Raw genomic sequence first — 22,722 nt, forward strand, 5'->3', positions numbered from 1 at the left:
GCCACGCGTCGTCGCGCCGGTCTGCGCGTTCGCGGTATGAGCGGCGAACACACTCTCACGGGCACCTCATCCGCCGCGCAGCGTATCGACGCGCGCTGTTACGAAAGTATCGTAAAACCGGTGTGGAAAATCCCGAGAATTTGTATTGCTACTTTCGCGAACGTGATCTAGGCTCGCCGTGAGCGCATCCGAAGCGCCGTCCGTCACGACGGACGAAACACAGCAACATCGGTCCGAAGGAGAATCGTGAGGAAGATCAAGCCCATCGCGGTGGTGCTCGGAGCAGGCCTGGCCATTGCCCTGGCCGGATGCTCGGGAACGTCCGCCCCGGCCGAGGAAGGTCCGGTCGATCTCACGATGACGATCTGGTCGGCCAACGAGAACCACCTCGCACTGTTCAACGAGATCGGGGAGGCCTACGTCGCAGCCAATCCCGAGACCGTCTCCTCGGTGACGTTCGAGACGCTCAGCGGGGACTATCTCACCGCGCTCACGACGCAGATCGCCGGGGGAGACACACCTGACCTCGCGTGGATTCCCGAGGCCAACGGCAAGCAGTTCGTCGAAAGCGGAGTGCTCTACCCGCTGAGCCCGGCGCTCGAGGCCGCAGACGGTTACGACATCGGCGATCTCATCCCGGGCGCGATGGAGCGGTGGAGCGCCGATGACGAGGTCTTCGCCTACCCCTTCTCGAATAGCCCCTTCGGTATGTATGTCAACCGCGGACTGGTGGATGCCGCTGGGCTCGAGCAGCCGAGCGCCCTCGTCGACGAAGGCGAATGGACCTGGGACGCAGCGGCGGAGATCGCCGCTGCGGCATCAGCGCAGGCCGGCGATGGTGTGGGCCCGATCATGTTCCCGCAAGGCAATCGACCCGACGTCGCCTGGGACAATCTGAGCACTGTCTGGACCGGGTGGGGCGCGCAGCCGTGGAGCTCCGACGGAGCGACGTGCGAGTTCACGAGCCCCGAGATGAGTGATGCGTTGCAGTGGTACAACGACGCGATCTACGAGCAGTCGGCATTCGTGAAGCCGGGCGAGACATTCGACTTCAACTCCGGCGGTGCCGTCATGATGACCGCGCAGCTCAGCGCGTCCGGGGCGATCGATCCGGCGATGGAATGGGACTTCCTGCCTCTGCCTGACGGGCCCGCCGGCCCCTCTGGTGCCGTGGGCCAGGCCGGGATCGGAGTCATCGCGAAGAGCGAGCACCCTGAGGCGGCAGCCGACTTCCTCGCCTACTTCACCAACCCGGAGAACTCGGCCAAGCTCGCTCAGTTCTTCCCGCCGCCGCGTGAGTCGTTGCTCACCCTCGAGACGTTCGCGCAGGCCGCACCCGCGATCAAGCCCGAAGACGTCCAGCGCACCATCATCGATGTCGTGCCGAACGCTCAGATCAAGGCGCCGCATGCGAACATGAGCAGCATCGCTCCGCTGGTGCAGACGGCCTTCGATGCGCTGTGGATGCCGGATGCTGATGTCGCAGCCGTGACGACGGACATCTGCGAGCAGATCACCCCCCTCCTCGAAGGCTGAGCAGGGATTGTCGATGACGTCGGTCAATCGTGCGGTCGCTGCGGTGAAACCTCACCGCGGCGGCCGCCCCACGGATGCGAAGAGTCAACCTCGGGCCGGTGATCCTTCCGGCACGTTCCGGCGGCAGCGAAAGTTCCCCGAGGCGCACATCGGACTCGCCTTCGTGTCTCCGATGGTGATCGGCGTCATCGTGCTCTGCCTCATCCCCTTCATCTCGGTGATCTGGTACAGCCTCCATGACTGGGACGTCTTCACCGGATCGTTCGAGTTCATCGGGCTGGGCAACTACGCGCGGCTCGTGAACGACGCGGTCGCCGCGAAGTCTCTGGGTGTCACAGGGCTGTTCATGGCCACGCTGATGATCGTGAACATCGTGCTCGCGATGCTCTTGGCGCTCCTGGTGAACCAGCGTCTCCGAGGCGTCAGCGCCTTCCGCGCGATCTACTTCGCGCCCGTCGTGGTTGCGGTTGTCGCTTGGGTCATCATCTGGCAGTTCCTCCTCGCCTCCAACGGCGGAATCAACGGCTTCCTCGCCATGGTGGGGGTCGAAGGCCCGAACTGGCTGCGGGATCCGAACACCGCACTGTACGCCGTGGTCATCGTCCAGGTGTTCAAGGGCGTCGGCATGAACATGGTCCTGTTTCTGGCGGCCCTGCAGGGTGTTCCGTCCGAGCTCAAAGAGGCTGCGCGCATCGACGGCGCAAGCAACTGGCGGATCTTCTGGTCGGTCGTCTTGCCGATGCTGTCGCCGACTCTGCTGCTCGTGATGATCCTCACCTCGATCGGAGCGCTCGATGTCTTCGCGCCGATTCAGGTGCTCACTCAGGGCGGACCCAGCAACTCGACCCTCGTCCTCTCGTACTACATGTACCAGACCGCATTCGAGCGGCAGGACTTCGGCTACGGCAGCACTCTCGGAGTCGTTCTCTTCGTCATCGTGCTGGCGCTGACGGCAGTGCAGTGGCGACTGCGAAAGGTATGGGTCCACGATGAAGTCTGAGGCGCCCACGGTGGTGAACCCGTCACGCACTGCCGCACTCCCGCCGCCGACGGTACCCCCGCTCCGATCGAAACGTCCTCCTCGGAGCCTGACGTCGCAGCAGTACCGAGTGCGATCACGCACATCCAAGGCGGTGCTCTATGTCCTTCTCGTCGTCGCGGCGATCCCGTTCATCTACCCGATCCTGTGGATGGTCTTCTCGTCCTTCAAGCCTGCAAGCGAGATCTTCGCCGTTCCGCCCCGTCTGCTGCCCGATCGGTGGACGCTGGATGCCTGGCCGAAAGTCTTCACGGAGAACCCCTTCCTCCAGCAGTACGCCAACTCGCTCTACATCGCCGTCGTCGTCACCTTGCTCACGATCGTGGTGGCCGCGCTCGCGGGCTACGCCTTCGCTCGGATCCGCTTCCCGTTCGCGGGAGGTTTGTTCCTCCTGCTGCTGTCGGGAATGATGCTGCCGCCGGAGGTCACCGTGATCCCCATCTTTCGATGGGCGAGTGATCTGGGCCTCATCGACACCCATTGGCCCCTCATCCTCCTTCCGGTCTTCGGCTCCGGCGGAATCGTCGCGACATTCGTCTTCCGCCAGTTCTTCCTCGGGCTCCCCGCGGAGATCGAGGAGGCAGCGAGACTCGACGGGCTCGGCCGGCTGCAGATCTTCTGGCGCATCGCCATGCCGCTTGCCGGCCCGGCGATCGCCACCGTCGCGATCCTCCAGTTCCTGAAGTCGTTCAACACCTATTTCGAAGCGCTGATCTTCTTGAAGACGCCGGAGATGCTGACCGTGGGTGTCGGACTCACGCGATACCAGGACATGTACGGCGAACCCATGTGGAGCACCCAGCTCGCGGCGACGACGCTCACGGTCATACCCATGCTCATCGTCTTCCTCTTCGCCCAGCGTCAGTTCGTCGAGAGCCTCTCGCGGACCGGACTCAAGTAGCCCTACAGGAGGTATCGGAGCCATGCTTCGCACACAGGATCTCGGCGGAGCGTGGACGCTTCGAGTCGATCCGGAAGGTCCGTCCGACCTGAGCCCGCAGGCGGAAGCGCTCGTCGGGCAGGACATCCCGGCCACCGTGCCGGGGGCTGTCCATGCGGATCTGCTGGAGGCTGGCCTCATCCTGGATCCGAACCTCGACGCCAACGAGCTTGTCGTCGCCTGGGTCGGTCGCGCGGACTGGATTCTCACCCGCACTCTGCCCCCGTTCGTCGACGACGCGGAGCGCACCGATCTCGTGTTCGACGGTGTCGACACCGTTGCGAGGATCGAGCTCGATGGCAGGGAGGTCGGCGCGACGCGCAACATGCACCGCCGGTACCGCTTCGATGTGACCGAGACTGCTCGCAGCGCGAGTTCACTCGCACTGCACTTCACATCGGCATACACCGAGGCAGAGCGCGTGGAAGCAGCGCTCGGCACCCGCCCGAACTCCTACTATCCCGAGCCGTTCAACTTCCTGAGGAAGATGGCGTGCAGTTTCGGGTGGGACTGGGGGCTCACCCTCGTCACGGCGGGTGTCTGGCGTGGTGCGCGGCTCGAGTCATGGAGCACGGCGCGCATCGCCGAGTTGAGGCCTCTGACCGACTTCGATGGCACGACGGGAACGCTTTCCCTGCATGTCGAGATCGAGCGCACCGAGCGAGGTCGCGATCACGACATCGACCTCGTGGTTCGCATCGCAGACATCGAGACGGTCGTGCGTGTGAAGACCGGTCGGGGAGACGTCGTCGTCGACATCGAGGTGGACGGGGCCGTCCCGTGGAACCCTCGCGGCTACGGCGATCCTCATCTGTACGCTCTCGACGTGACGCTGCGCGACGGCGATGACATCCTGGACTCGCGGTCGACCCGGGTGGGCTTCCGGCGCATCGAACTCGACCGGTCGCCTGACGCGTCAGGCACGCGGTTCACCTTCGCGATCAATGGGACACCCGTCTTCATCAAGGGCGTCAACTGGATTCCCGAAAGCGTCCTGCCGGGCACGCTCTCGCGCTCTGACTATGCGCGGCGGCTGGCTCAGGCCCGTGACGCGAACGTGAACTTCGTGCGCGTCTGGGGCGGCGGCATTTACGAGAGCGACGACTTCTACGACATCTGCGACGAACAGGGCATCCTCGTCTGGCAGGACTTCCTCTTCTCATGCGCGGCGTACCCCGAGGAGGAGCCGATCCGGTCCGAGGTTCTCGCGGAAGCGCGTGACAACGTCAGTCGCCTTGCCGGACACCCCAGCCTGATCCTCTGGAACGGCAACAACGAGAACCTGTGGTTGCACGAAGAGAAGAACTGGGCAGATATGGAGGGCGGGACTCTCACGTGGGGCGAGCGCTACTATCGCGAGTGGCTGCCGGAGATCGTCGCGGAACTCGACCCCTCCCGTCCGTATTCGGCGGGTAGTCCGTGGTCGGGGAGCTGGGTCCACCATCCCAACGATCCGGATCACGAGACGATGCACTCGTGGGAGGTCTGGAACGAAGTCGACTATGTGGACTACCGGACCACGCGACCGCGCTTCATGGCGGAGTTCGGATGGCAGTCCCCGCCGGCGTGGCGAACGCTGCGTGATGCGATCAGCGATGATCCGCTCGCGCCTGACTCTCCCGGTGTCCTCCACCACCAGAAGGCGGAGGACGGCAATGGCAAGCTCGCGCGAGGCATCGCACGTCACCTTCCCGAGCCGGCATCTTTCGACGCGTGGCACTATCTCGCGCAGCTGACGCAGGTGGAGGCGGTGACGACCGGCATCCGTCACTGGCGATCGTCCTGGCCGCACACGGCGGGGGCTGTCGTGTGGCAGCTCAACGACCTCTGGCCCGTCACCTCTTGGGCGGCGATCGATGGCGCTGGGCGCCTCAAGCCGCTCTACTTCGCCCTGCGCGACACCTTCGCCGACCGCATCCTGACGATCGAGCCGCATCAGGACGATCTCGTTCTGCACGTCGTCAACGACACGGACCACGATTGGGATGCGACGGTGACACTCACGAGGATCGACACTTCCGGACGAATTCTCGCGGAGCAGATCACCTCCACGACCGTCCCCCTGCGCTCGGTTGGTGCGGTCGCCCTCACCCCCGCCCTGACGGCCTTCGGCCCCTCCCGTGGCGAACTCATCGTGGCGGATGCGGGCGGCAGGCGTGCCTACTGGTGGGATGCCGACCCGAAGGACCTTCCACTTGCGCAGACGAACGAGACGATCGACGTCATGAGCGTGGCCGACGGTCTGGAGATCACGGTCGTGGCGCGCGAGGTCCTGCGGGGCGTGCTCGTGCAGCCGGATCGCATCCATCCTGAGGCGACGGTCGACCGGGGATTCCAGACTCTGCTTCCCGGGGAGTCCGCCACCTTCCGCGTGCACTGTCCTGACGTGCTCTCTGCCGAGTCGGTTCACGCGCCCTACGTCGTCACCCATCTGGATGCCGTCCTGAGAGAGAACGAGCCTCCCCCCGGCTCGTGAGCGAAAGATCACCTATGCGAGTGGCCATCGCGATCGATCTGGGCGGTACGAAGGTCGAAGCGGCCGTGGTCGACGGCTGCGGTGCCGTCGTGGAGGGCTCTCGAGCGCGGTCCGAAACCGGACCTCGCTCAGACCACACGAGCCTCGGCCGAGCGATCACGTCCGTCCTCGACCATGCGGCGCGGCACGTGCCTCGTGGCGCGACGGTCGAGGGTGTCGGCGTGGGGAGTGCGGGCCCGCTGGATGCCGTGCGCGGAACCGTATCCCCGCTGAACATGCCCCGCGCCCGAACGTTCCCGATCGTCGACGTCGTCCGTGCGACGTTGCCTGACAACCTCGCCGCTGGGCGTGTGGAGCTGGCCCTCGACGGCTTGTGCATCGCGCTTGCGGAGCATTGGCTGGGTGCGGGGCGTGACAATGACACCATGCTCGGGATGGTCGTCTCCACGGGAATCGGGGGAGGGATCATCACGCGTTCCGGGCCGATACTCGGAGGCACCGGCAATGGTGGGCACATCGGGCAGATCGAAGTGGCGGGATTCACCCCGGCCGGCGTCCACGGGCTCGATGCGACGGTGGAGCGGATCGCGAGCGGCCCGAACATCGTTCGGTGGGCGCGAGCACAGGGCTGGACCGGACAGACGGGAACTGATCTCGGTGCATCGTATGCCGCCGGAGATCTCATCGCTGTGCGTGCAGTTCGGCGCAGCGCCGCTGCGGTCGGTGCGGCCGTCGCATCCGCAGCGGCGCTTCTCGACATCGACGTCGTCGTCATCGGCGGTGGCTTCGCCGGGGTCTCATCCGACTACATCGATCTCGTACGCGAGGCACGCGATTCGTCGGCGGCGTACCCGTTCCTCAGCAGATCGCAGATCTTCCGGGCTCGGCTCGGCCGTGACAGCCCGCTCGTCGGTGCCGCCAAGCTCGTCCTGTAGCCGTCTTTGCTCGTTCAGAGGATGAGAAATGGGGCGGTGAGCCGGCTTTCCGGCCACCGCCCCATCTCTCGAACTCAGTTGAGCGTGAATGTGTAGGTCCGCGTGTTGCCCGCGACGTCGTGCACCGTCATCGTGTTGACACCGGCGACTGCGCCGAACATACCGGGAGTGATGAAGTTGACGTCCGACCACGCGTCGTCCGTCAGATTCTTCACGGTGCCGTTCAGAACGACTCGATCGATCTTCTGCGCGTCGAACAGTTTGAACGAGATGATCTCGTACGAGTCGCCCGTCTGCACGGTGTATCGCGCGCCCGACTTGATCGTTGCGGTCGGCTTCGTCGAATCGGTCGTGAACCCGAACGTCTGCGTCTCAGCGACATTGCCCGCCAGGTCATGAGCCGTGTACTGCAGCGTGTATGAACCATCGGGCAGCACGATCGTTGCCGTGTGAGTCGCGGACGTGGCGCCCGATGCCGCAGTCTGGGTCGACTCGACCAGTGCGCCGGCTTCGTCGTAGACATCAGCCACAATCTTCGCGAGCCCCGCTTCGTCGCTCGCTTCGATGATCGGAGTGAAGACGGAGAACGGTCCGTGCGCCGTCGGAGATGTGAGGCGCACCTCCGGAGGCCGAGTGTCGGTCACTCGAGCGGGGACCTGGAGCTCGCCATCCTCGGACTTCGCGCCGAAGGAGTCTCGCGCGCTGAAGTTGATCCTGACCGCCTCGGTACCCGGCACCTCGAACGGACCCGTGTAGGTCACGAAACGCCCGCCATTGATCGTGTAGCCGAAGTTCGCGATCGTCGCGGTTCCGAACGGCTGGGCGGACAGGGTGACAGTCCGGCCCGACACCGAGCCGCTGACGGTCGGTGCGCGATGCGCCTCCGGCGGGTCGCACGAGAGCGGATCGTCGACGTTGGGCGTGGCACGGAACCAGTGGAACGCGGCGGGGATCTCCGCGATCTCTGCCGTGCTGCGCGCTGCACCGAGCCCGATGGTCGTCGGGGCGAGGGCAGCCGTCTCGATCGGCTGACCGAGCTTGAGGAACTCGCGTCCGTCCGTCGACAACGACGCCGTGATGAACTCGCCGTTGTTGGTCAGGCGCAGCCAGACCCGATCTCCCGCGGTGTCTCCGGGGAAGTACGCGTCCTGCCAGACCCAGGTGTTGAAGCGGTCGACGTTGTCCTTCTTCCACGTGAAGTCGAACCGCAACTGGAAAGCCTCGCCACCCTGACGCGCCCACCCGAAGACGGCCCGTGCGTTGTTGCGGTCATCGCGGTGCAGGAAGAGACCCGCCTGCTGGTGGATCTGCGTCGGGTTGAACTCGAGCTCCGTCGTGTACTCCCACGTCTGTCCGACGGGCAGCTGCTGACGCACGGTCGGTGCGCGACCGAAGTTCGTCGTCGTCGCGACGGCCGTGTCGAGGACGAGCGCCCCGTCTTCGAGGCGTGGGCTGTCCGTCGTCCCGCCCACGGTGGTCCACTGGTCTCCCAGGGTCGTAGCCTCGAACTCATCCGATCCGGCCGCCTGGCACTGTTCGTACATGGGGTCGAAGGGCCGGGCGTTGAGCGGGTCGCGCACTCCGTCGGGATCGAGCACCGCGTGGAAGATCGTGGTGTGGCTGCGAACACCCGCCTCGTAGAACATGTGGGTCTTGCCGTCATGCTCGATGATTCGCGGAGACGACGACCGACCCGCCTCGGGCGGCACGACATCGGGAACGTACAGCACCTCGGTGTCGCCGTACGAGCGCAGGTTCTCGTCGACCCGCTTGGCGAAGATCTTCCCCACGCTTCCATGGAAGAGTACGTAGTTGCGACCGTCGTACTGCCAGAAGCCGGAGGGCGCAATGTTCGGGCCGGTCACGACGTTGGGCTCGGCGACCCAACCCGATCGCGGCTCCCAGCTGATGCCGTCGTGGGAGACCGCGAGGCCTACTCGCCGAGTGTTGTCGCGATCGTTGACCATGAAGTACTGGGCCCAGGCGTATCCGCGGACATCCGATGCCGGGTTATCCACCTCCGGGTTGGCGAAGACGCGACCGTAGGAGACCTCCGAGGAGTTCTGGCCGAACATAGAGGTGGTCATGATGACGTCGCCGTAATCGAAGTTGACCCCGTCATCACTGGTTGCGTAGCGACTGGTGGTGTTCTCGCCGTGGAAGTACATGACGATCTTGTCGAGGTCCTCGTTGTAGATGACATCGGCTGCGGCGACGTGGGAGACGTCGTAGTGCGGCTCCCACGTGTTCGTCACGATGGGGTTGTCCCGATAGAACGTCCACGGACCGTCGAGCGAGTCGGAGTACATCAGGTTGATACCGCCCGGGTTGTCGTGCGGTCCGAAGTAGAAGTACCACTCGCCCAGCGGATCGTCGAGGTACTTCCCGGCGTGGAAGATCGTGGGGAAGATGTACTCCTTCGTCGGGTTCCATGTTTCGGTCGTCAGCGGATCGATGATCGGACCTGTCGAGGTGAAGATCGGCAGATCATCCCCGTCCGGGTCGGCGGTAGACGCCTGAGCCGCACTCGTCCCCGACAGCACTAAAGCGACGGCGACGGCGACGGCGGCACAGCGAGAACGCAGTGACATGTCAACTCCCTTGTTGGGGGCATTCGGGCGATGCCCGGTGCCCGCGGTGCAGCCCAGGCTACTGAGAGCCGATAGTTTCGTCCACTATTCGCGCGAAAACAATCAATAGATCGCGCGAAACATGACGAAAGTTAATCTGATACTTAGGTCGGAACCGCAGAGCTCGCGTCGTTGCTGGGGCCTGCGCACCGTCGACCCCAGCGGAAGGAACGATGTCGAGGTCGTGCCGGTCTCTTGGCCTGCAATCGTGTCCGCGGTGCTACCGCCGCGCCACCGCCAGCACGGCCTCGACAGCGGCGGACGGCGAGCCGTGAAAGGCCGGACCGTGTCCGGGAAGCACCCACTCGGCGTCGAGATCCGCGATGCGTGCGAGTGAGGCGAGCGCCTCGGCGGGGTCGTCGGTGAACGGCGCGGGGCCGGGACCCGTGCGACCCGTCAGCACGTGTCGTGTGGTGAGGGCATCACCCACGAAGACGGCGCGTGCGAGGGGAGAGAAGACGGCGACGCTTCCGGGGGAGTGTCCGGGCATGCTGATCACTCGAGGGCGACCCGGGAGGTTCAGCTCGTCGCCGTCGGCGACCTCGTGCACCTCGGTGAGCCATTGAGGCCGCATTCCCTTGCGGATGCCGTATGCGGCGAAGCGCAGCAATGGCCCCACGCGCACGCGCCCCATTGCCGTCTTCGGCTTCTCGCCCCCGCGGGCGCGATCGGCATCGGCGGCGTGCACGAAGACCGGGACGCCGTTCTCGCGACGGAGGCGCTCGGCGAAACCGACGTGGTCGCTGTCGCCGTGCGTGAGGATGACGCCGCGGATGTCGTCGAGCGTCCGGCCGATCAGGTCCAGCTCTCGTTCGAGGTCGGCGTACAGGCCCGGCAGGCCCGCGTCGACGAGGGTGATGCCGTCGGGGGTGACGATGAGGTACGCGGCGACGATGTCGTTGCCGATGCGGTGGAGCGACGGTGTGAGTCTCATGGCGAGCCCTTCATCAGGATGGCTACGAACATTAGCTATGATAGCTTACATCCATAGCCATGGGAGGGATCATGCCGACACCGGAGAGAACGTCACTCGGCGAGATCGTCGACGCGGCGGGACGCCTGCTCGAATCGGGCGGCGTTGCGGCCGTCACGATGCAGGCCGTCGCGCAGGCGGTCGGTGTGAAGGCGCCGTCGCTGTACAAGCGCGTGCGGGATCGCGAGACGCTCCTGGGTCTCGTCGGGGGTGCCGCAGCTGCCGACCTGACGCGTCGTCTGGGTGAGGCATCCGGACGACTCGCCGACCTGCTCCTCGCTTTTCGACGTTTCGGGCGCGAGCGACCGGAGTCATTCCGCCTGCTGTTCACCACCCTGGTGGATGCCGAGCAGCTCGCGGCGACGAGCGCGCCGGTGCTGCGCGCCACCGCGGCTGCCGTCGGACCTGACCACGCTCTGGATGCCGCGCGGCTGCTGACGGCGTGGGCGACGGGGTTCGTCACGATGGAGCTCGCGGGGGCCTTCCGTCTCGGCGGTGATCTCGACGACGCCTACGCCTACGGCATCGCCCACCTCGTGGGCTCTCTCCTGCCCGAGCGAGAGCCCGAAGGTCGGTCGGTCCCGACGTGACTCAGATGTCGGAGAAGTCGTTGGCGGGTGCCGAAAGGCGGGAGACCGTGTCGCCTGTGAAGCCGAGGTCGACGTACAGGACTCCCGCGGAGCCGACGCGGCACAGTGACTGGGTGTCAGGCGCCTCCTCCAGCTGGAGGGCGAGGGAGTCGCTCTTGCCATCTTCGTCGCCGTCGTAGCTGCAGAGTTCGACAGCGCACGCACATAGGTGTTGTCGCCTCGGCATCCGAGTGCTAACGTGCAACCAAATGGTTGCATATCAGGAGCTCAGCGATGTCGAGATCGACCGCGTCTTCCAGGCGTTTGCGGATGCCACGCGACGCGACATCCTCCGACGCACGATCGCGGGTGAACTGTCGATCTCGGTGCTCGCCGCCGACTACGACATGTCGTTCGCGGCGGTGCAGAAACACGTCTCGGTTCTCGAGGCGGCGCAGCTCATCGTCAAGCGCGCCGAGGGCCGCGAGCGTCTTGTCCGGGCGGATCCGAACATGATCGCCCGAGCCCGCGCGCTGCTCGCCCGGTATGAAGAACTCTGGCGTCAGCGGATCGACCGCCTCGATGCCCTCCTCGCGGAGACCCCCGACCCCCCACGACCCACCGACCCCACGCCAGAAGGAGCATGACAATGCCTGTCACCGATGTCACCACCGATCCCGAAGCGCTCACGATGACCCTGACCGCCGACTTCGCGGCACCCGTCGACCGCCTCTGGTCGGTCTTCACCGATCCGCGCCAGCTCGAGCGCTTCTGGGGCCCGCCCGGATGGCCCTCGACGTTCTCGTCGTTCGACTTCACGGTCGGCGGGCGGGCGAACTATTACATGACCGGCCCACGCGGAGAGATCGGTGGCGGCACATGGGAGTTCATCGAGATCGATCCGTCATCGTCGTTCGCGGTGCTCGATGCCTTCGCGGATGAGGAAGGAAACCCCTCGACCGATATGCCGGCGAGCCGCATGGTCTTCGCGTTCGAATCGACTCCCGAAGGATCACGACTCCGCAGCACGACGTACTTCGCCTCGGCCGAGGCGCTCGAGCAGCTCGTCGGCATGGGAATGGTCGAGGGCGCGACGATGGCGATGGGACAGCTCGACCGTGTCCTCGAAGGACTCCGCGCCTACGCGCAGGGCAAGGGCACGCAGGTCGAACTCCTCGACGACACGCACGTGCGGGTCACACGCCTCATCGAAGGGCCGATCGACCTTGTCTGGCGTGCACACCAGGAGCCCGAACTGCTCCGCCAATGGATGCTCGGGCCCGACGGATGGCGCATGTCGGTGTGCGATGTCGACCCTTCGGTCGGCGGCCGATACCAGTACACGTGGGAGCCCGTCGGTGACACCGAGGGCGAGCCGTTCGGGTTCGACGGCGAAACGCTCGTCTCCGAGCCACCGCGCCGCGCCGTGACGACGGAGCACATGACGGGCACCGACTTCCCCTCGACGCTCAACGATCTGAGCCTCTATGAAGAGGACGGCGCGACGCTCATCACGCTCCTCATCGAGTACCCCGACAAGGAGACTCGCGACATGGTCCTCGCGACAGGCATGACCGACGGCATGGAAGCGAGCTACGCGCGCCTCGAGCGCGAACTCATCCCCGCGTGATCTCACATCGTAGGGCTGCGGGGTGACGGCATCCCGCGGCCCTACGATGAGGGCGTGGATTTCTCCTTCGCCTTCACTCCCGACCTCATCGCCGTCTTCCTGACGCTCTTCGTGCTCGAGGTCGTGCTGGGGGTCGACAACGTCATCTTCATCTCGATCCTCGCCTCGAAGCTCCCCAAGGAGCAGCAGGCGAAGGCACGTAATCTCGGGCTCACGCTCGCGATGCTCATGCGCGTCATCCTGGTCCTCTTCGCCGGCTGGATCATCACCCTGAAGGACGACGTCGTCACCCTCTTCGGGATGGGGTTCTCGGTCAAGGACTTCATCCTGATCGCGGGCGGGCTCTTCCTCGTCTACAAGGCCGTGACCGAGATCCATCACAAGCTCGAGGGCTCCGAAGAAGAGCACGGCGGCGGCGGACGCAAGGCGATCACGTTCGGATCGGTCATCACGCAGATCCTCATCCTCGACCTCGTGTTCTCGCTCGACTCGGTGATCACCGCCGTCGGCATGACCGAGAACCTCATCGTCATCATCACGGTCGTCGTCTTGGCCTTCGGGATCATGCTCTTCGCTGCGCGCTTCATCTTCGCGTTCGTCAACAACCACCCGACGGTGAAGATGCTGGCGCTGGCGTTCCTCATGCTGATCGGTGTGTTCCTCATCGCCGAGGGCTTCGGCATCAAAATCGACAAGGCGCTCATCTACGCGCCGATGGCCTTCGCGATCCTCGTCGAGGCACTCAACCTCATCTACGCGTCGCGCAAGGCGAAGCGCGAGAGCAAGCGTCGGAATGCGGTGCAGCTGCGGCCGCAGTACCCCGACGTCGACGAGTCGGTCGCCGTCGCTGCGGCGCTGTCGAAGGATCCCACGTCTGGTTCTGTCGGACTCTCCCGCAAGCCGGTCGCGGGCGACGCTCCCGTGGGCGAAGAACGCCACGGGCTGGGCTGAGCGTCGGGGTCAGCGGTCGGTGCCGAGCCGCGTGAACGGACGGGCGTTCGTCGCGGCGAGGGCGTCGTAGGACTCGCGCCTCCCCACGTGGTGCGACGGGCGGCGGTGGGAGCGAGCGTCGATGGGGCAGGCATGACAGCCATCGTGCGCCGGAGCGAGACGGCCGGAGTCGACCCTGACGGAATCCGCACGGCTGCCGCCCGAATTCTCACGGGATCCGTTCGTAGAGGGTGCCGCCCGTTGCAATGTCGGGTGATCGGTGGAACTCGTGTGAGCTCGTCAGACGACAGCGCTTGGCCGGCTGCCACGCGTCGAGGACGAACCGGTAGCCCGGCGCGGGGAGACGCGGAGTGAGGATCCTTCCGAATAGGTTCGCCTGTCCCAGGACGATGAGGACCCGCCTGCGCTCCAACAGTGAGCAGTCCTAGCCGTCGAGGACGAGGCGATAGCCCATGCCCTGCTCGGTGAGGAGGTGCACGGGCATGCTCGGCGATACTTCGAGCTTCTTCCGCAGCTGCGACATGTACAGCCGCAGGTATCCGGAGTCGCTCACCTGATCGGTGCCCCAGATCTCCTTCAACAGCGTCTGCCGCGTCACGAGGCTCCCCGGATTGCGGGCGAGGAACTCCAGCATCCGCCATTCGGTCGGCGTGAGGTGCACGGGCTGACCGCCGCGGCGCACGGTCTTGGTCGCCAGGTCGATCTCGACATCGCCGAACGCGACGAGAGGGTCGGAGACGGATGACGCCGCACGCCTGCCGAGCGCGCGCAGTCGTGCGAGCAGCTCGTCGATCTGGAAGGGCTTCGTGACGTAGTCGTCTGCTCCCGCGTCGAGCGCATCGACCTTGTCCGCCGACCCGGTCCGGCCCGAGACGACGATGATCGGGGCATCCGTCCAGCCTCGGAGCGCCTCGATGACCCGCATGCCGTCGAGTCGCGGCATCCCCAGATCGACCATGACGACATCGGGATGCTCCTTGGCGGCCAGCGCGATGGCCGCCGCGCCGTCGGGGGCGGCCACGACGGTGTACCCGTGGGCTGCGAGCGTGATGCGCAGCGCGCGCACGAGCTGCGGGTCGTCGTCGGCGACGAGGATCTTCATGCGGTGACCTCCGTGGCGGACTCCCGATACTCCGGCGCATCGCCGGCGACGGCAAGGGCGATGACCATCGTGAGGCCACCACCCGGGGTGTCCTCAGGGGTCAACGTACCGCCCATTCCCTCGGTGAAGCCGCGCGAGAGCGCGAGGCCGAGGCCGAGACCCGTCGTGTTGTCGCTGTCGCCCAGGCGTTGGAAGGGCGAGAACATGTCGTCCCGTCGCTCTTGTGGCACGCCGGCACCGCGATCGGCGATGCGGATCTGAGCCGTTCCGCCGAGCCGACTCGTCGACACGAGCACCCGCGCGTCGTCGGGGCTGTGACGCTGCGCGTTCGTGAGGACGTTCACGAGAACCCTCTGGAGGAGGACGGGATCAGCCATCACGGGCGGCAGGTCGGGGTCCAGTGCGAGCTCGACGTCGTCGGGTCCGAGCCCGAGCTCGTCGAGCGCCGCCAGCACGCAGCCTGCCATGTCGACAGGTGACAGCGACACGGCCAGCACACCCGCTTCCACGCGGCTGACGTCGAGCAGGTCGGTGACGAGGGCGGTCAGAGTCGCGAGGCTCTCGTCGGCCGTCGCGAGAAGCTCTTCACGATCGGATGCCGACAGCTCGAGGCCTGCGGCGCGGAGCCCTCCGATCGCGGCAACCGCTGCCGCGAGCGGACGCCGTAGGTCGTGGCTGACCGCCGAGAGCAGTGCGGAGCGCACTTGGTCCGTCTCGGCAAGAGCGTCCGCCTCGCGGGCTGTCGCGGTCAGATCGGTGTGCTCGAGCGCTGCGGAGAGCTGGGCGGCGATCGCATCGACGAGCCGGCGGTCGGAGGCATCCAGTGTCTTTCCGTGCAGCTCCAGCACGGCGCGGGGGGTCGTGCCGGGAGGGCCGACCTGGATGGCTTCGAAGGCGCCGCCGCGAACCGGCTCACCGTCGACCGCCAGGATGTCGCCGTCGGCGCCGACGAGCCGTACTCCTGCGAGACCGAGCGATTCGCGCGTCCGGTTGATCATTGCCGGGAGCGCGCTCTCGCCGCGCAGGACGGAGCCCGCGACCGTCGCCAGCAGGTCGGATTCAGCCGCGGAACGCCGCGCCATGCGGGCGGCGCGTGCGGCGCGGTCCACGACGAAGCTGACCAAGACGGCGATCACGACGTAGAGCGCCAGCGCCCACGCGTTGCGGGGATCGGAGATGGTGACGGTGTAGAACGGGTCGACGAAGAAGAAGTTGAGCGTGAGTCCCGACATGACGGCGGCGAAGAGGGCGGGCCAGATGCCGCCGACGAGCGCGACGAGCACGACGAGCAGCTGATACCCGAGCACGTCCGTCGTGATCGTGTCCTCCGTGCGGATCGACACGAGCAGCCACGTGAGGAGCGGTCCCGCGGCGAGGGCGAGCGCGAAGCCCAGGAGCCGCCGCTTGACGCTCAGCGCGCCCCCGGACAGACGAGGGAGCGTCAGTCCGCCGGCCGACGCGTGCGTCACGATATGCACGTCGATGTCGCCTGACTCGCGGATGACGGTCGCGCCGATGCCCGGGCCCGTGAACGCGGCGGCGAACCGGCCGCGACGACTGACGCCGATGACGAGCTGCGTCGCATTGACCGACCGCGCGAAGTCGACGAGTGCGCGGGGCACGTCGTCACCGACGACCTGGTGGTAGGTGCCGCCGAGAGATTCCACGAGCGCCCGCTGCGCCGCGAGCGCTCCGGGGCTCCCCATCCGCAGGCCGTCCTGCGTCGAGACGTGCACGGCGAGGAGCTCGCCGCCGGCCGACCGCGCGGCGATCCGAGCGCCGCGGCGCAGCAGCGTCTCTCCCTCGGGGCCACCCGTGAGGGCGACGACGACACGCTCGCGCGCCTGCCACGTGCCCTCGATGCCGTGCTCGGCCCGGTACGCCTTGAGCGCGCTGTCGACCTCGTCGGCGAGCCACAGGAGCGCGAGTTCGCGGAGGGCTGTCAGGTTCCCGAGGCGGAAGTAGTTCGACAACGCCGCATCGACGCGTTCGGCCGGGTAGACCGACCCCGCCGAGAGGCGATCCCGCAACGATTGCGGTGCAAGATCGATCACTTCGATCTGATCGGCGCCGCGGACGACGGCATCCGGAATCGTCTCTCGCTGCGCGACACCCGTGATCTGCTCCACGACGTCGTTGAGCGACTCGATGTGCTGCACGTTGACGGTCGTGACGACGTCGATCCCCGCGTCGAGCAGTTCGTCGACGTCTTGCCAGCGCTTGGCATTGCGCGAACCGGGGACATTGGTGTGCGCGAGTTCGTCGACGAGGGCGATCGTGGGGTGCCGTTCGAGCACGGCATCCACATCCATCTCGGTGAGGGCGACACCGCGATGCGTGACGTGCAGGCGCGGAATGAGCGGGAGCCCCTCCAGCATCGCCGCGGTTGCCGCACGCCCGTGCGTCTCGACGACGGCGACGACGACATCGACCCCGTCGCCGAGCAGTCGCTTGCCCTCTTCGAGCATCTCGTAGGTCTTGCCGACGCCGGGTGCCGCTCCCAGGAGCACCCTGAGCCGCCCGCGCTTCATGACCTCACCCTACGTCCGGTCGCGGCGCACACGACGGGTCACTCCGCCGCGTCGAGGGCGAGGTTGAGTTCGAGCACGTTGACTCGCGGCTCGCCGAGATAGCCGAGGTCTCGCGTTTCGGTGTGCGCTGCGACGAGATCGCGCACGACGTTCTCGTCGAGGCCGCGCTCGGCCGCCACTCTCGGCACCTGGAGCTGGGCGTAGGCGGGGCTGATGTGGGGGTCGAGTCCCGAGGCCGAGGCGGTCAGCGCGTCCGCGGGGATGTCGGACGGGTCGACCCCTTCGAACGCCGCGATCGCGGCTCGTCGGTCCTCGATCGCCGAGATGAGATCGGCGTTCTCCGGGCCCCAGTTCGATCCGCTCGAAGCACCGCCGTCGTAGCCGTCGCCGGCCGCGGACGGGCGCGACTGGAAGTACTCGGGGAGCGGGTCCCCCTCCGCGTCGGTGAAGGACTGTCCGATGAGGGAGCTGCCGACGGTCTCGCCGGCCGCGTTCTGCACCGTCGATCCATTCGCCTGCCAGGGAAGGAGAAGCTGCCCGATCCCCGTAATGAGGGCCGTGTATCCGATGCCGAGCACGAGGGTGAAGACGAGCATCGCGCGAACGGCGACGCTCGTCGTGCGGAGGGTGGTGCGGGCTGAAGTGGCCATGTGCGTATCTCCAGGAGCGGGCTCAGAAGCCCGGGATGAGGCTCACGACGAGGTCGATGAGCTTGATGCCGATGAAGGGGGCGATGACGCCGCCGAGTCCGTAGATCAGGAGGTTCCTGCTCAGGACGCTCGACGCGCTCGCGGCGCGATAAGCGACACCGCGGAGCGCCAGTGGGATGAGGAAGACGATGACGATCGCGTTGAAGATGATCGCGCTCGTGACCGCCGAGGCCGGCGAGGACAGCTGCATGATGTTGAGCGCTGCGAGGCCCGGGAAGATCCCCATGAACATCGCGGGGATGATCGCGAAGTACTTCGCGATGTCGTTCGCCAGTGAGAAGGTCGTAAGGGCGCCGCGCGTGATCAGGAGCTGCTTGCCGATACTGACGATGTCGATGAGCTTCGTGGGATCGCTGTCGAGGTCGACCATGTTGCCGGCCTCTTTCGCCGCCGACGTGCCGGTGTTCATCGCGACGCCGACATCGGCCTGCGCGAGGGCGGGAGCGTCGTTCGTTCCGTCGCCCGTCATCGCGACGAGCTTGCCGCCTGCCTGCTCACGCGTGATGAGGGCGAGCTTGTCTTCGGGCGTCGCCTCGGCGAGGTAGTCGTCGACGCCCGCCTCCTTCGCGATGGCCGCGGCGGTCAGCGGGTTGTCGCCCGTGATCATGACGGTGCGGATGCCCATGGCGCGCAGCTCCGAGAAGCGCTCGCGGAGCCCCTCCTTGACGACGTCTTTGAGGTGCACGACACCGAGCAGCCGGCCCTCCGCGGACTCTTGCCCGCGCGCGGGGCGGAGCGTCGCGACGACGAGGGGAGTGCCGCCCGACTGGGCCACGGCATCCGCCTCACTCGTGATCTGCGCCCGCGTGCTCGCTGCGATGAGTGCGCCCTCGGCATCGAGCCACGCCAGCACAGCCGATCCTGCACCCTTCCGGAGCTGCGTGCCGTCGGTGAGGTCCAGTCCCGACATGCGGGTCTGAGCCGTGAACGGCACGACGGTCGCATCCGGATCGTCGGCGTCGTTTGACACGTGGATGCCGCGGCCCGCCGCCAGCTCGACCACCGACACGCCCTCGGGGGTCGGGTCGGCGAGCGACGAGAGGGCGGCAGCGCGCGCGAGGTCGTCGTCATGGACGCCGGGCATCGCGAGGAACTCGGTCGCACGGCGATTGCCGTACGTGATGGTGCCCGTCTTGTCGAGGAGCAGCGTCGTGACATCCCCCGCCGCTTCGACGGCGCGTCCCGACATCGCCAGCACGTTGCGCTGAACGAGCCGGTCCATGCCGGCGATGCCGATGGCCGAGAGGAGAGCCCCGATCGTCGTGGGGATGAGGCACACGAGGAGCGCGACGAGCACGGGGATCGACACGGGCGATGCCGCGTACGACGCGATCGGGTTGAGGGTCAGCACGACGACCACGAAGACGACCGAGAGGCTCGACAGGAGGATGCTCAGCGCGATCTCGTTCGGTGTCTTCTGACGCGCCGCTCCCTCGACGAGAGCGATCATGCGGTCGACGAACGTCTCGCCGGGCTTCGACGTGATGCGCACGACGATGCGATCCGACAAGACCCGAGTGCCACCCGTGACAGCCGATCGGTCACCGCCCGATTCGCGGACGACGGGCGCGGACTCGCCCGTGATCGCCGACTCGTCGACGGTCGCGATCCCCGAGACGATGTCACCGTCGCCGGGGATCAGCTCGCCCGCCTCGACGACGACGACATCTCCGAGGCGCAGATCGCTCGAGGAGACCTCCGCCACTGCGGCGCGGACTGCCGCGGCATCCGTGTGTGCGTCATAGCCGTCGATGCGGCGCGCGATCGTGCTGGTGCGCGTCTTTCGGAGCGACGCGGCCTGGGCCTTCCCACGGCCTTCGGCGACGGCCTCGGCGACGTTGGCGAAGAGGACCGTGAGCCACAGCCACACGGCGATGCCCCACGTGAAGCCGACGGGAACCGGGGTTCCGCCCGAGGCTTCGGGGCCTCCGAGGAACGGCTCGGCGATCGCGATGGCTGTCGTGAGCGCGGCGCCCACCCAGACCAGGAACATGACGGGATTGCGCCAGAGCGCCCTCGGGTCGAGCTTGCGCACGGCTCCCGGAAGGGCTCGGACGAGCTGCGCGGCGCTGAATGCCCGGGCGGGAGTGGAGACGGTTGTCGTGGACATGATCAGAGGAGACCTTCCGCCAGGGGACCCAGCGTGAGAACGGGAAAGTAGGTGAGGGCGGTGATGACGATTGCGACGACCGCGAGCAGGCCGACGAACTGCGGCCGGTGGGTCGGCAGCGTGCCGACGCTCGAGGGGATGCGCTCCTGCGCCGCCAGTGAGCCGGCCAGCGCGAGCACGAGCACGATCGGAATGAACCGGCCGAGCAGCATCGCGACGCCGAGCGCCGTGTTGAGCCAGGGCGTATTGGCCGTGAGCCCCGCGAAGGCGGAGCCGTTGTTGTTGGCCGCCGACGTGAAGGCGTAGAGCACTTCGGAGAGCCCGTGGATGCCGGGATTCCAGATCGAGACGGTTTCGACATCGGAGCGGATGCCGGGGATCGCGAAGCTCAGCGCCGTCCCCGTGAGCACGAGGATCGGGGTGACGAGGATGTACAGGCTCGCGAGCTTGATCTCGCGGGGTCCGATCTTCTTGCCCAGGTACTCGGGCGTGCGCCCGATCAGCAGGCCTCCGACGAACACGGCGATGACGGCGAGCACGAGCATTCCGTAGAGCCCTGCCCCCACTCCGCCGGGCGCGATCTCGCCGAGCATCATGTTGATCATCGGGATCATGCCGCCGAGCGCCGTGTACGAGTCGTGCATCGAGTTGACAGCGCCCGTCGACGTGAGGGTCGTCGCCCCCGCGAAGAGCGTCGAGCCGAAGATGCCGTAGCGCACCTCCTTGCCTTCCATCGCACCACCCGCGAGCTGCGGGGCGGTCCCGAGGCCGAGGGACTCGAGCCATGTGATGGCCGTGATCGACACGAGGAAGATCGTCGCCATGACCGCGAGCACGGCGTACCCCTGGCGGTTGTCGCCGACGATCTTGCCGAAGGCTCGCGGCATCGCGAACGGGATCGCCAGGAGCAACAGGATCTCGAGCACGTTCGTCCACGGTGCGGGGTTCTCGAACGGATGCGACGAGTTGACGTTGAAGAAGCCGCCCCCGTTCGTACCGAGTTCTTTGATCGCCTCTTGTGAGGCGACTGGCCCGCCCGGCAGCACCTGCGTGCCTCCCGAGAGAGTGTCGATCGTCGTGAAGCCGTTGACGTTCTGCACGACGCCGCCGACGAGGAGGGCGATGGCGGAGACGATCGCGAGCGGCAGCAGGATCCGGACGACCCCGCGAGTCAGGTCGACCCAGAAGTTGCCGATCGTCGTGGAGCCACGGCGTGCGAACCCGCGGACGAGTGCGATCGCGACGGCGATGCCGACGGCCGCCGAGACGAAGTTCTGCACGGCGAGCCCCGCAAGCTGGACGGTGTAGCCCAGGGTGAGCTCGGGGGAGTAGGACTGCCAGTTCGTGTTCGTGACGAAAGAGATGGCCGTGTTGAACGCGAGGCCCTCCGGGACTGCGGGAAGTCCGAGTGAGGAGGGGAGCACCGCCTGGAAGCGCTGCAGTGCGTAGACGAAGAGCACGCCGACCACGGAGAAGATCAGGACGCCACGGGCATAGGCCTGCCAGGTCTGTTCGGAGGCCGGGTCGACGCCCACGAGGCGGTACATGCCTCGCTCGACCCGCCAGTCGCGCCGGGAGGTGTAGACCCAGGCGATGGCGTCGCCGAGAGGACGGTAGAGGAGGGCGAGGATCAGCAGGACCGTCGCGATCTGGAGGACGCCCGTCCAGATCGTCGCTGCGTCGAGACCCATCAGAACTTCTCCGGGCGCACGAGCGCGACGAGCAGGTAGACGACGGCGGCGATCGCGAGGACGGCGGCGATGAGGGAGAAAACGATCACGGCCGCTCCCGTCCGTTCTGAGCCTCACGGGGAGCCGCGGTGCGGGCGGGAGGACCCAGCCGTTCGACTCCCTTGACGATCAGCGCGACCACCGCGAAGAGGAGCAGCGCCGCAAGGACGTAGATGACATCGAGCATGATGTCGATGCAACCGCTCGCGGAGGGCTCCGCCCGCGATCCTTACGGAATCCGCACGCGCATCGCGTGAGGCCTCACGGTTTCCGCACGAGCGTGCGGATGCCTGACACCACGAGCACCCCGGCAAGCAGGCCGAGCACGATCATCGTGGCCACCGACCACCACGTGGAGCCCTGCCGTTCCCAGTTATCCACAAGTTCTCCTGAGCCCTTCAAGAGCGCATCTATGAGTGCGTACTCTAAGCGGACCTGCCGACACCGTGCCGACAGGGCGAGAGGAAACGCATACGATGCCGCACACTCTGATGATCGGGACCGCGCGAATCCTCATCGCTGGGATTCTCCTCAGCACGGTGGCGTCGCTCGTCGCCTGCTCGGCTTCCGCAGATGAGTCGTGCGCGGGGTCGCTCGATCAACACTTCGGGGAGTCGCTGGCGGCACTCTCGGACTGCATCGATGAAGAATCGACACTGGTAATCCAGGACGTCAGCCCTCTTGTCGGGGAAGCGGCATCGTTCAGAGACGACGAAAGTCGACAGAACTGGATCGTCGTGGCCGGGTGCAGCAGTGACGAAGACTGGCGCACAGCTGAAACTGTCGAGGTCGCGGTTATACCCAGGCCCCATTCGCTAGACGAAGCGGACTTCACAGACATCCTCGTTTGCGCATGGTGA

Annotated in this window: 21 protein-coding genes; 10 read left to right on the forward strand and 11 right to left on the reverse strand. The window is 66.5% G+C overall.

The genetic code is table 11. The features are described from left to right. Window positions 1-246 precede the first annotated feature (246 nt). The 5 genes from FBY39_RS04435 (at window position 247) to FBY39_RS04455 (ending at window position 6,926) form a co-directional block, all read left to right on the forward strand. Window positions 247-1,536, forward strand: coding sequence for an ABC transporter substrate-binding protein (locus FBY39_RS04435; RefSeq protein WP_260837440.1), 1,290 nt, complete (start codon window positions 247-249; stop codon window positions 1,534-1,536). A gap of 13 nt (window positions 1,537-1,549) precedes the next feature. Next, the gene (locus FBY39_RS04440) at window positions 1,550-2,536 is read left to right on the forward strand and encodes a carbohydrate ABC transporter permease (protein ID WP_141930530.1); all 987 of its coding nucleotides are present in this window, start codon (window positions 1,550-1,552) and stop codon (window positions 2,534-2,536) included. A 109-nt stretch (window positions 2,537-2,645) separates the two neighbouring features. Beyond that, entirely contained in the window at window positions 2,646-3,476 is an 831-nt protein-coding gene (locus tag FBY39_RS04445; RefSeq protein WP_260837441.1) for a carbohydrate ABC transporter permease, read from the forward strand. 22 nt (window positions 3,477-3,498) lie between these two features. After that, on the forward strand, window positions 3,499-5,991 hold the full coding sequence (locus tag FBY39_RS04450; protein ID WP_141930533.1) for a glycosyl hydrolase 2 galactose-binding domain-containing protein: 2,493 nt from the start codon (window positions 3,499-3,501) through the stop codon (window positions 5,989-5,991). Window positions 5,992-6,005: 14 nt separating this feature from the next. Beyond that, window positions 6,006-6,926, forward strand: a complete 921-nt coding sequence (locus FBY39_RS04455) for an ROK family protein (protein ID WP_141930535.1) — start codon at window positions 6,006-6,008, stop codon at window positions 6,924-6,926. Window positions 6,927-7,000: 74 nt separating this feature from the next. On the opposite strand, the gene FBY39_RS04460 is transcribed toward FBY39_RS04455, so the two are convergent. Continuing rightward, the gene (locus FBY39_RS04460) at window positions 7,001-9,517 is read right to left on the reverse strand and encodes a hypothetical protein (protein WP_141930537.1); all 2,517 of its coding nucleotides are present in this window, start codon (window positions 9,515-9,517) and stop codon (window positions 7,001-7,003) included. A gap of 259 nt (window positions 9,518-9,776) precedes the next feature. Continuing rightward, window positions 9,777-10,490, reverse strand: coding sequence for an MBL fold metallo-hydrolase (locus tag FBY39_RS04465; protein WP_141930539.1), 714 nt, complete (start codon window positions 10,488-10,490; stop codon window positions 9,777-9,779). Between the two features lie 71 nt (window positions 10,491-10,561). Between FBY39_RS04465 and FBY39_RS04470 the strand changes: the two genes are divergently transcribed. Then, window positions 10,562-11,119: a TetR/AcrR family transcriptional regulator gene (locus tag FBY39_RS04470; protein WP_141930541.1), complete on the forward strand. Its 558-nt coding sequence runs from the start codon at window positions 10,562-10,564 to the stop codon at window positions 11,117-11,119. A gap of 1 nt (window position 11,120) precedes the next feature. On the opposite strand, the gene FBY39_RS04475 is transcribed toward FBY39_RS04470, so the two are convergent. Beyond that, window positions 11,121-11,345 carry a hypothetical protein gene (locus FBY39_RS04475; RefSeq protein WP_141930543.1) on the reverse strand — a complete coding sequence of 75 codons (225 nt, stop codon included), beginning with the start codon at window positions 11,343-11,345 and terminating at the stop codon, window positions 11,121-11,123. A gap of 22 nt (window positions 11,346-11,367) precedes the next feature. On the opposite strand from FBY39_RS04475, the gene FBY39_RS04480 reads away from it, so the two are divergent. Genes FBY39_RS04480 through FBY39_RS04490 form a run of 3 tightly spaced genes read left to right on the forward strand, consistent with a single transcriptional unit; the run spans window position 11,368 to window position 13,679 of the window. Continuing rightward, window positions 11,368-11,745 (forward strand): helix-turn-helix transcriptional regulator, encoded by a 378-nt coding sequence (locus FBY39_RS04480; protein ID WP_141930545.1) that lies wholly within the window; start codon window positions 11,368-11,370, stop codon window positions 11,743-11,745. Between the two features lie 2 nt (window positions 11,746-11,747). After that, window positions 11,748-12,728, forward strand: coding sequence for an SRPBCC family protein (locus FBY39_RS04485; protein ID WP_141930547.1), 981 nt, complete (start codon window positions 11,748-11,750; stop codon window positions 12,726-12,728). 54 nt (window positions 12,729-12,782) lie between these two features. Continuing rightward, window positions 12,783-13,679 carry a TerC family protein gene (locus FBY39_RS04490; RefSeq protein ID WP_141930550.1) on the forward strand — a complete coding sequence of 299 codons (897 nt, stop codon included), beginning with the start codon at window positions 12,783-12,785 and terminating at the stop codon, window positions 13,677-13,679. 208 nt (window positions 13,680-13,887) lie between these two features. On the opposite strand, the gene FBY39_RS16575 is transcribed toward FBY39_RS04490, so the two are convergent. The 8 genes from FBY39_RS16575 to FBY39_RS16360 are packed head-to-tail and all read right to left on the reverse strand — an operon-like array spanning window position 13,888 to window position 22,049. Continuing rightward, on the reverse strand, window positions 13,888-14,091 hold the full coding sequence (locus tag FBY39_RS16575) for a hypothetical protein (RefSeq protein ID WP_141930552.1): 204 nt from the start codon (window positions 14,089-14,091) through the stop codon (window positions 13,888-13,890). Window positions 14,092-14,103: 12 nt separating this feature from the next. Next, a complete protein-coding gene (locus tag FBY39_RS04500; RefSeq protein ID WP_141930553.1) occupies window positions 14,104-14,781 on the reverse strand; it encodes a response regulator in 678 nt (225 codons plus the stop codon). Further along, a complete protein-coding gene (locus tag FBY39_RS04505; RefSeq protein ID WP_141930555.1) occupies window positions 14,778-17,312 on the reverse strand; it encodes a DUF4118 domain-containing protein in 2,535 nt (844 codons plus the stop codon). Before FBY39_RS04505 ends, FBY39_RS04500 begins: the two co-directional genes overlap by 4 nt. Before the next feature lie 38 nt (window positions 17,313-17,350). Next, window positions 17,351-17,962 (reverse strand): potassium-transporting ATPase subunit KdpC, encoded by a 612-nt coding sequence (gene kdpC, locus FBY39_RS04510; RefSeq protein WP_141930558.1) that lies wholly within the window; start codon window positions 17,960-17,962, stop codon window positions 17,351-17,353. 22 nt (window positions 17,963-17,984) lie between these two features. Then, complete coding sequence (kdpB, locus tag FBY39_RS04515) at window positions 17,985-20,132, reverse strand: potassium-transporting ATPase subunit KdpB (RefSeq protein ID WP_141930559.1); 2,148 nt, start codon at window positions 20,130-20,132, stop codon at window positions 17,985-17,987. Between the two features lie 2 nt (window positions 20,133-20,134). Beyond that, window positions 20,135-21,823, reverse strand: coding sequence for a potassium-transporting ATPase subunit KdpA (gene kdpA, locus FBY39_RS04520; RefSeq protein ID WP_141930561.1), 1,689 nt, complete (start codon window positions 21,821-21,823; stop codon window positions 20,135-20,137). After that, window positions 21,823-21,912: a potassium-transporting ATPase subunit F gene (locus FBY39_RS04525; RefSeq protein WP_141930563.1), complete on the reverse strand. Its 90-nt coding sequence runs from the start codon at window positions 21,910-21,912 to the stop codon at window positions 21,823-21,825. Before FBY39_RS04525 ends, kdpA begins: the two co-directional genes overlap by 1 nt. Beyond that, window positions 21,909-22,049: a hypothetical protein gene (locus FBY39_RS16360; RefSeq protein ID WP_160132929.1), complete on the reverse strand. Its 141-nt coding sequence runs from the start codon at window positions 22,047-22,049 to the stop codon at window positions 21,909-21,911. Before FBY39_RS16360 ends, FBY39_RS04525 begins: the two co-directional genes overlap by 4 nt. A gap of 289 nt (window positions 22,050-22,338) precedes the next feature. On the opposite strand from FBY39_RS16360, the gene FBY39_RS04530 reads away from it, so the two are divergent. Further along, window positions 22,339-22,722 (forward strand): hypothetical protein, encoded by a 384-nt coding sequence (locus FBY39_RS04530; RefSeq protein ID WP_141930566.1) that lies wholly within the window; start codon window positions 22,339-22,341, stop codon window positions 22,720-22,722.

The organism is Microbacterium sp. SLBN-146, from assembly GCF_006715145.1.
In the GTDB taxonomy this organism is placed as follows: domain Bacteria; phylum Actinomycetota; class Actinomycetes; order Actinomycetales; family Microbacteriaceae; genus Microbacterium.

Excerpts from the sequence above, each read along its gene's own strand:
- FBY39_RS16360 (WP_160132929.1), bottom strand. The coding sequence starts at position 22,049 with ATGCTCGATGTCATCTACGTCCTTGCGGCGCTGCTCCTCTTCGCGGTG.
- FBY39_RS04530 (WP_141930566.1), top strand. The coding sequence starts at position 22,339 with ATGCCGCACACTCTGATGATCGGGACCGCGCGAATCCTCATCGCTGGG.
- FBY39_RS04475 (WP_141930543.1), bottom strand. The coding sequence starts at position 11,345 with ATGCCGAGGCGACAACACCTATGTGCGTGCGCTGTCGAACTCTGCAGC.
- FBY39_RS04470 (WP_141930541.1), top strand. The coding sequence starts at position 10,562 with ATGCCGACACCGGAGAGAACGTCACTCGGCGAGATCGTCGACGCGGCG.
- FBY39_RS04460 (WP_141930537.1), bottom strand. The coding sequence starts at position 9,517 with ATGTCACTGCGTTCTCGCTGTGCCGCCGTCGCCGTCGCCGTCGCTTTA.
- FBY39_RS04455 (WP_141930535.1), top strand. The coding sequence starts at position 6,006 with ATGCGAGTGGCCATCGCGATCGATCTGGGCGGTACGAAGGTCGAAGCG.
- FBY39_RS04440 (WP_141930530.1), top strand. The coding sequence starts at position 1,550 with ATGACGTCGGTCAATCGTGCGGTCGCTGCGGTGAAACCTCACCGCGGC.
- FBY39_RS04480 (WP_141930545.1), top strand. The coding sequence starts at position 11,368 with ATGGTTGCATATCAGGAGCTCAGCGATGTCGAGATCGACCGCGTCTTC.
- kdpB (WP_141930559.1), bottom strand. The coding sequence starts at position 20,132 with ATGTCCACGACAACCGTCTCCACTCCCGCCCGGGCATTCAGCGCCGCG.
- FBY39_RS04505 (WP_141930555.1), bottom strand. The coding sequence starts at position 17,312 with ATGAAGCGCGGGCGGCTCAGGGTGCTCCTGGGAGCGGCACCCGGCGTC.
- kdpA (WP_141930561.1), bottom strand. The coding sequence starts at position 21,823 with ATGGGTCTCGACGCAGCGACGATCTGGACGGGCGTCCTCCAGATCGCG.
- FBY39_RS04500 (WP_141930553.1), bottom strand. The coding sequence starts at position 14,781 with ATGAAGATCCTCGTCGCCGACGACGACCCGCAGCTCGTGCGCGCGCTG.
- FBY39_RS04465 (WP_141930539.1), bottom strand. The coding sequence starts at position 10,490 with ATGAGACTCACACCGTCGCTCCACCGCATCGGCAACGACATCGTCGCC.
- FBY39_RS04485 (WP_141930547.1), top strand. The coding sequence starts at position 11,748 with ATGCCTGTCACCGATGTCACCACCGATCCCGAAGCGCTCACGATGACC.
- FBY39_RS04450 (WP_141930533.1), top strand. The coding sequence starts at position 3,499 with ATGCTTCGCACACAGGATCTCGGCGGAGCGTGGACGCTTCGAGTCGAT.
- kdpC (WP_141930558.1), bottom strand. The coding sequence starts at position 17,962 with ATGGCCACTTCAGCCCGCACCACCCTCCGCACGACGAGCGTCGCCGTT.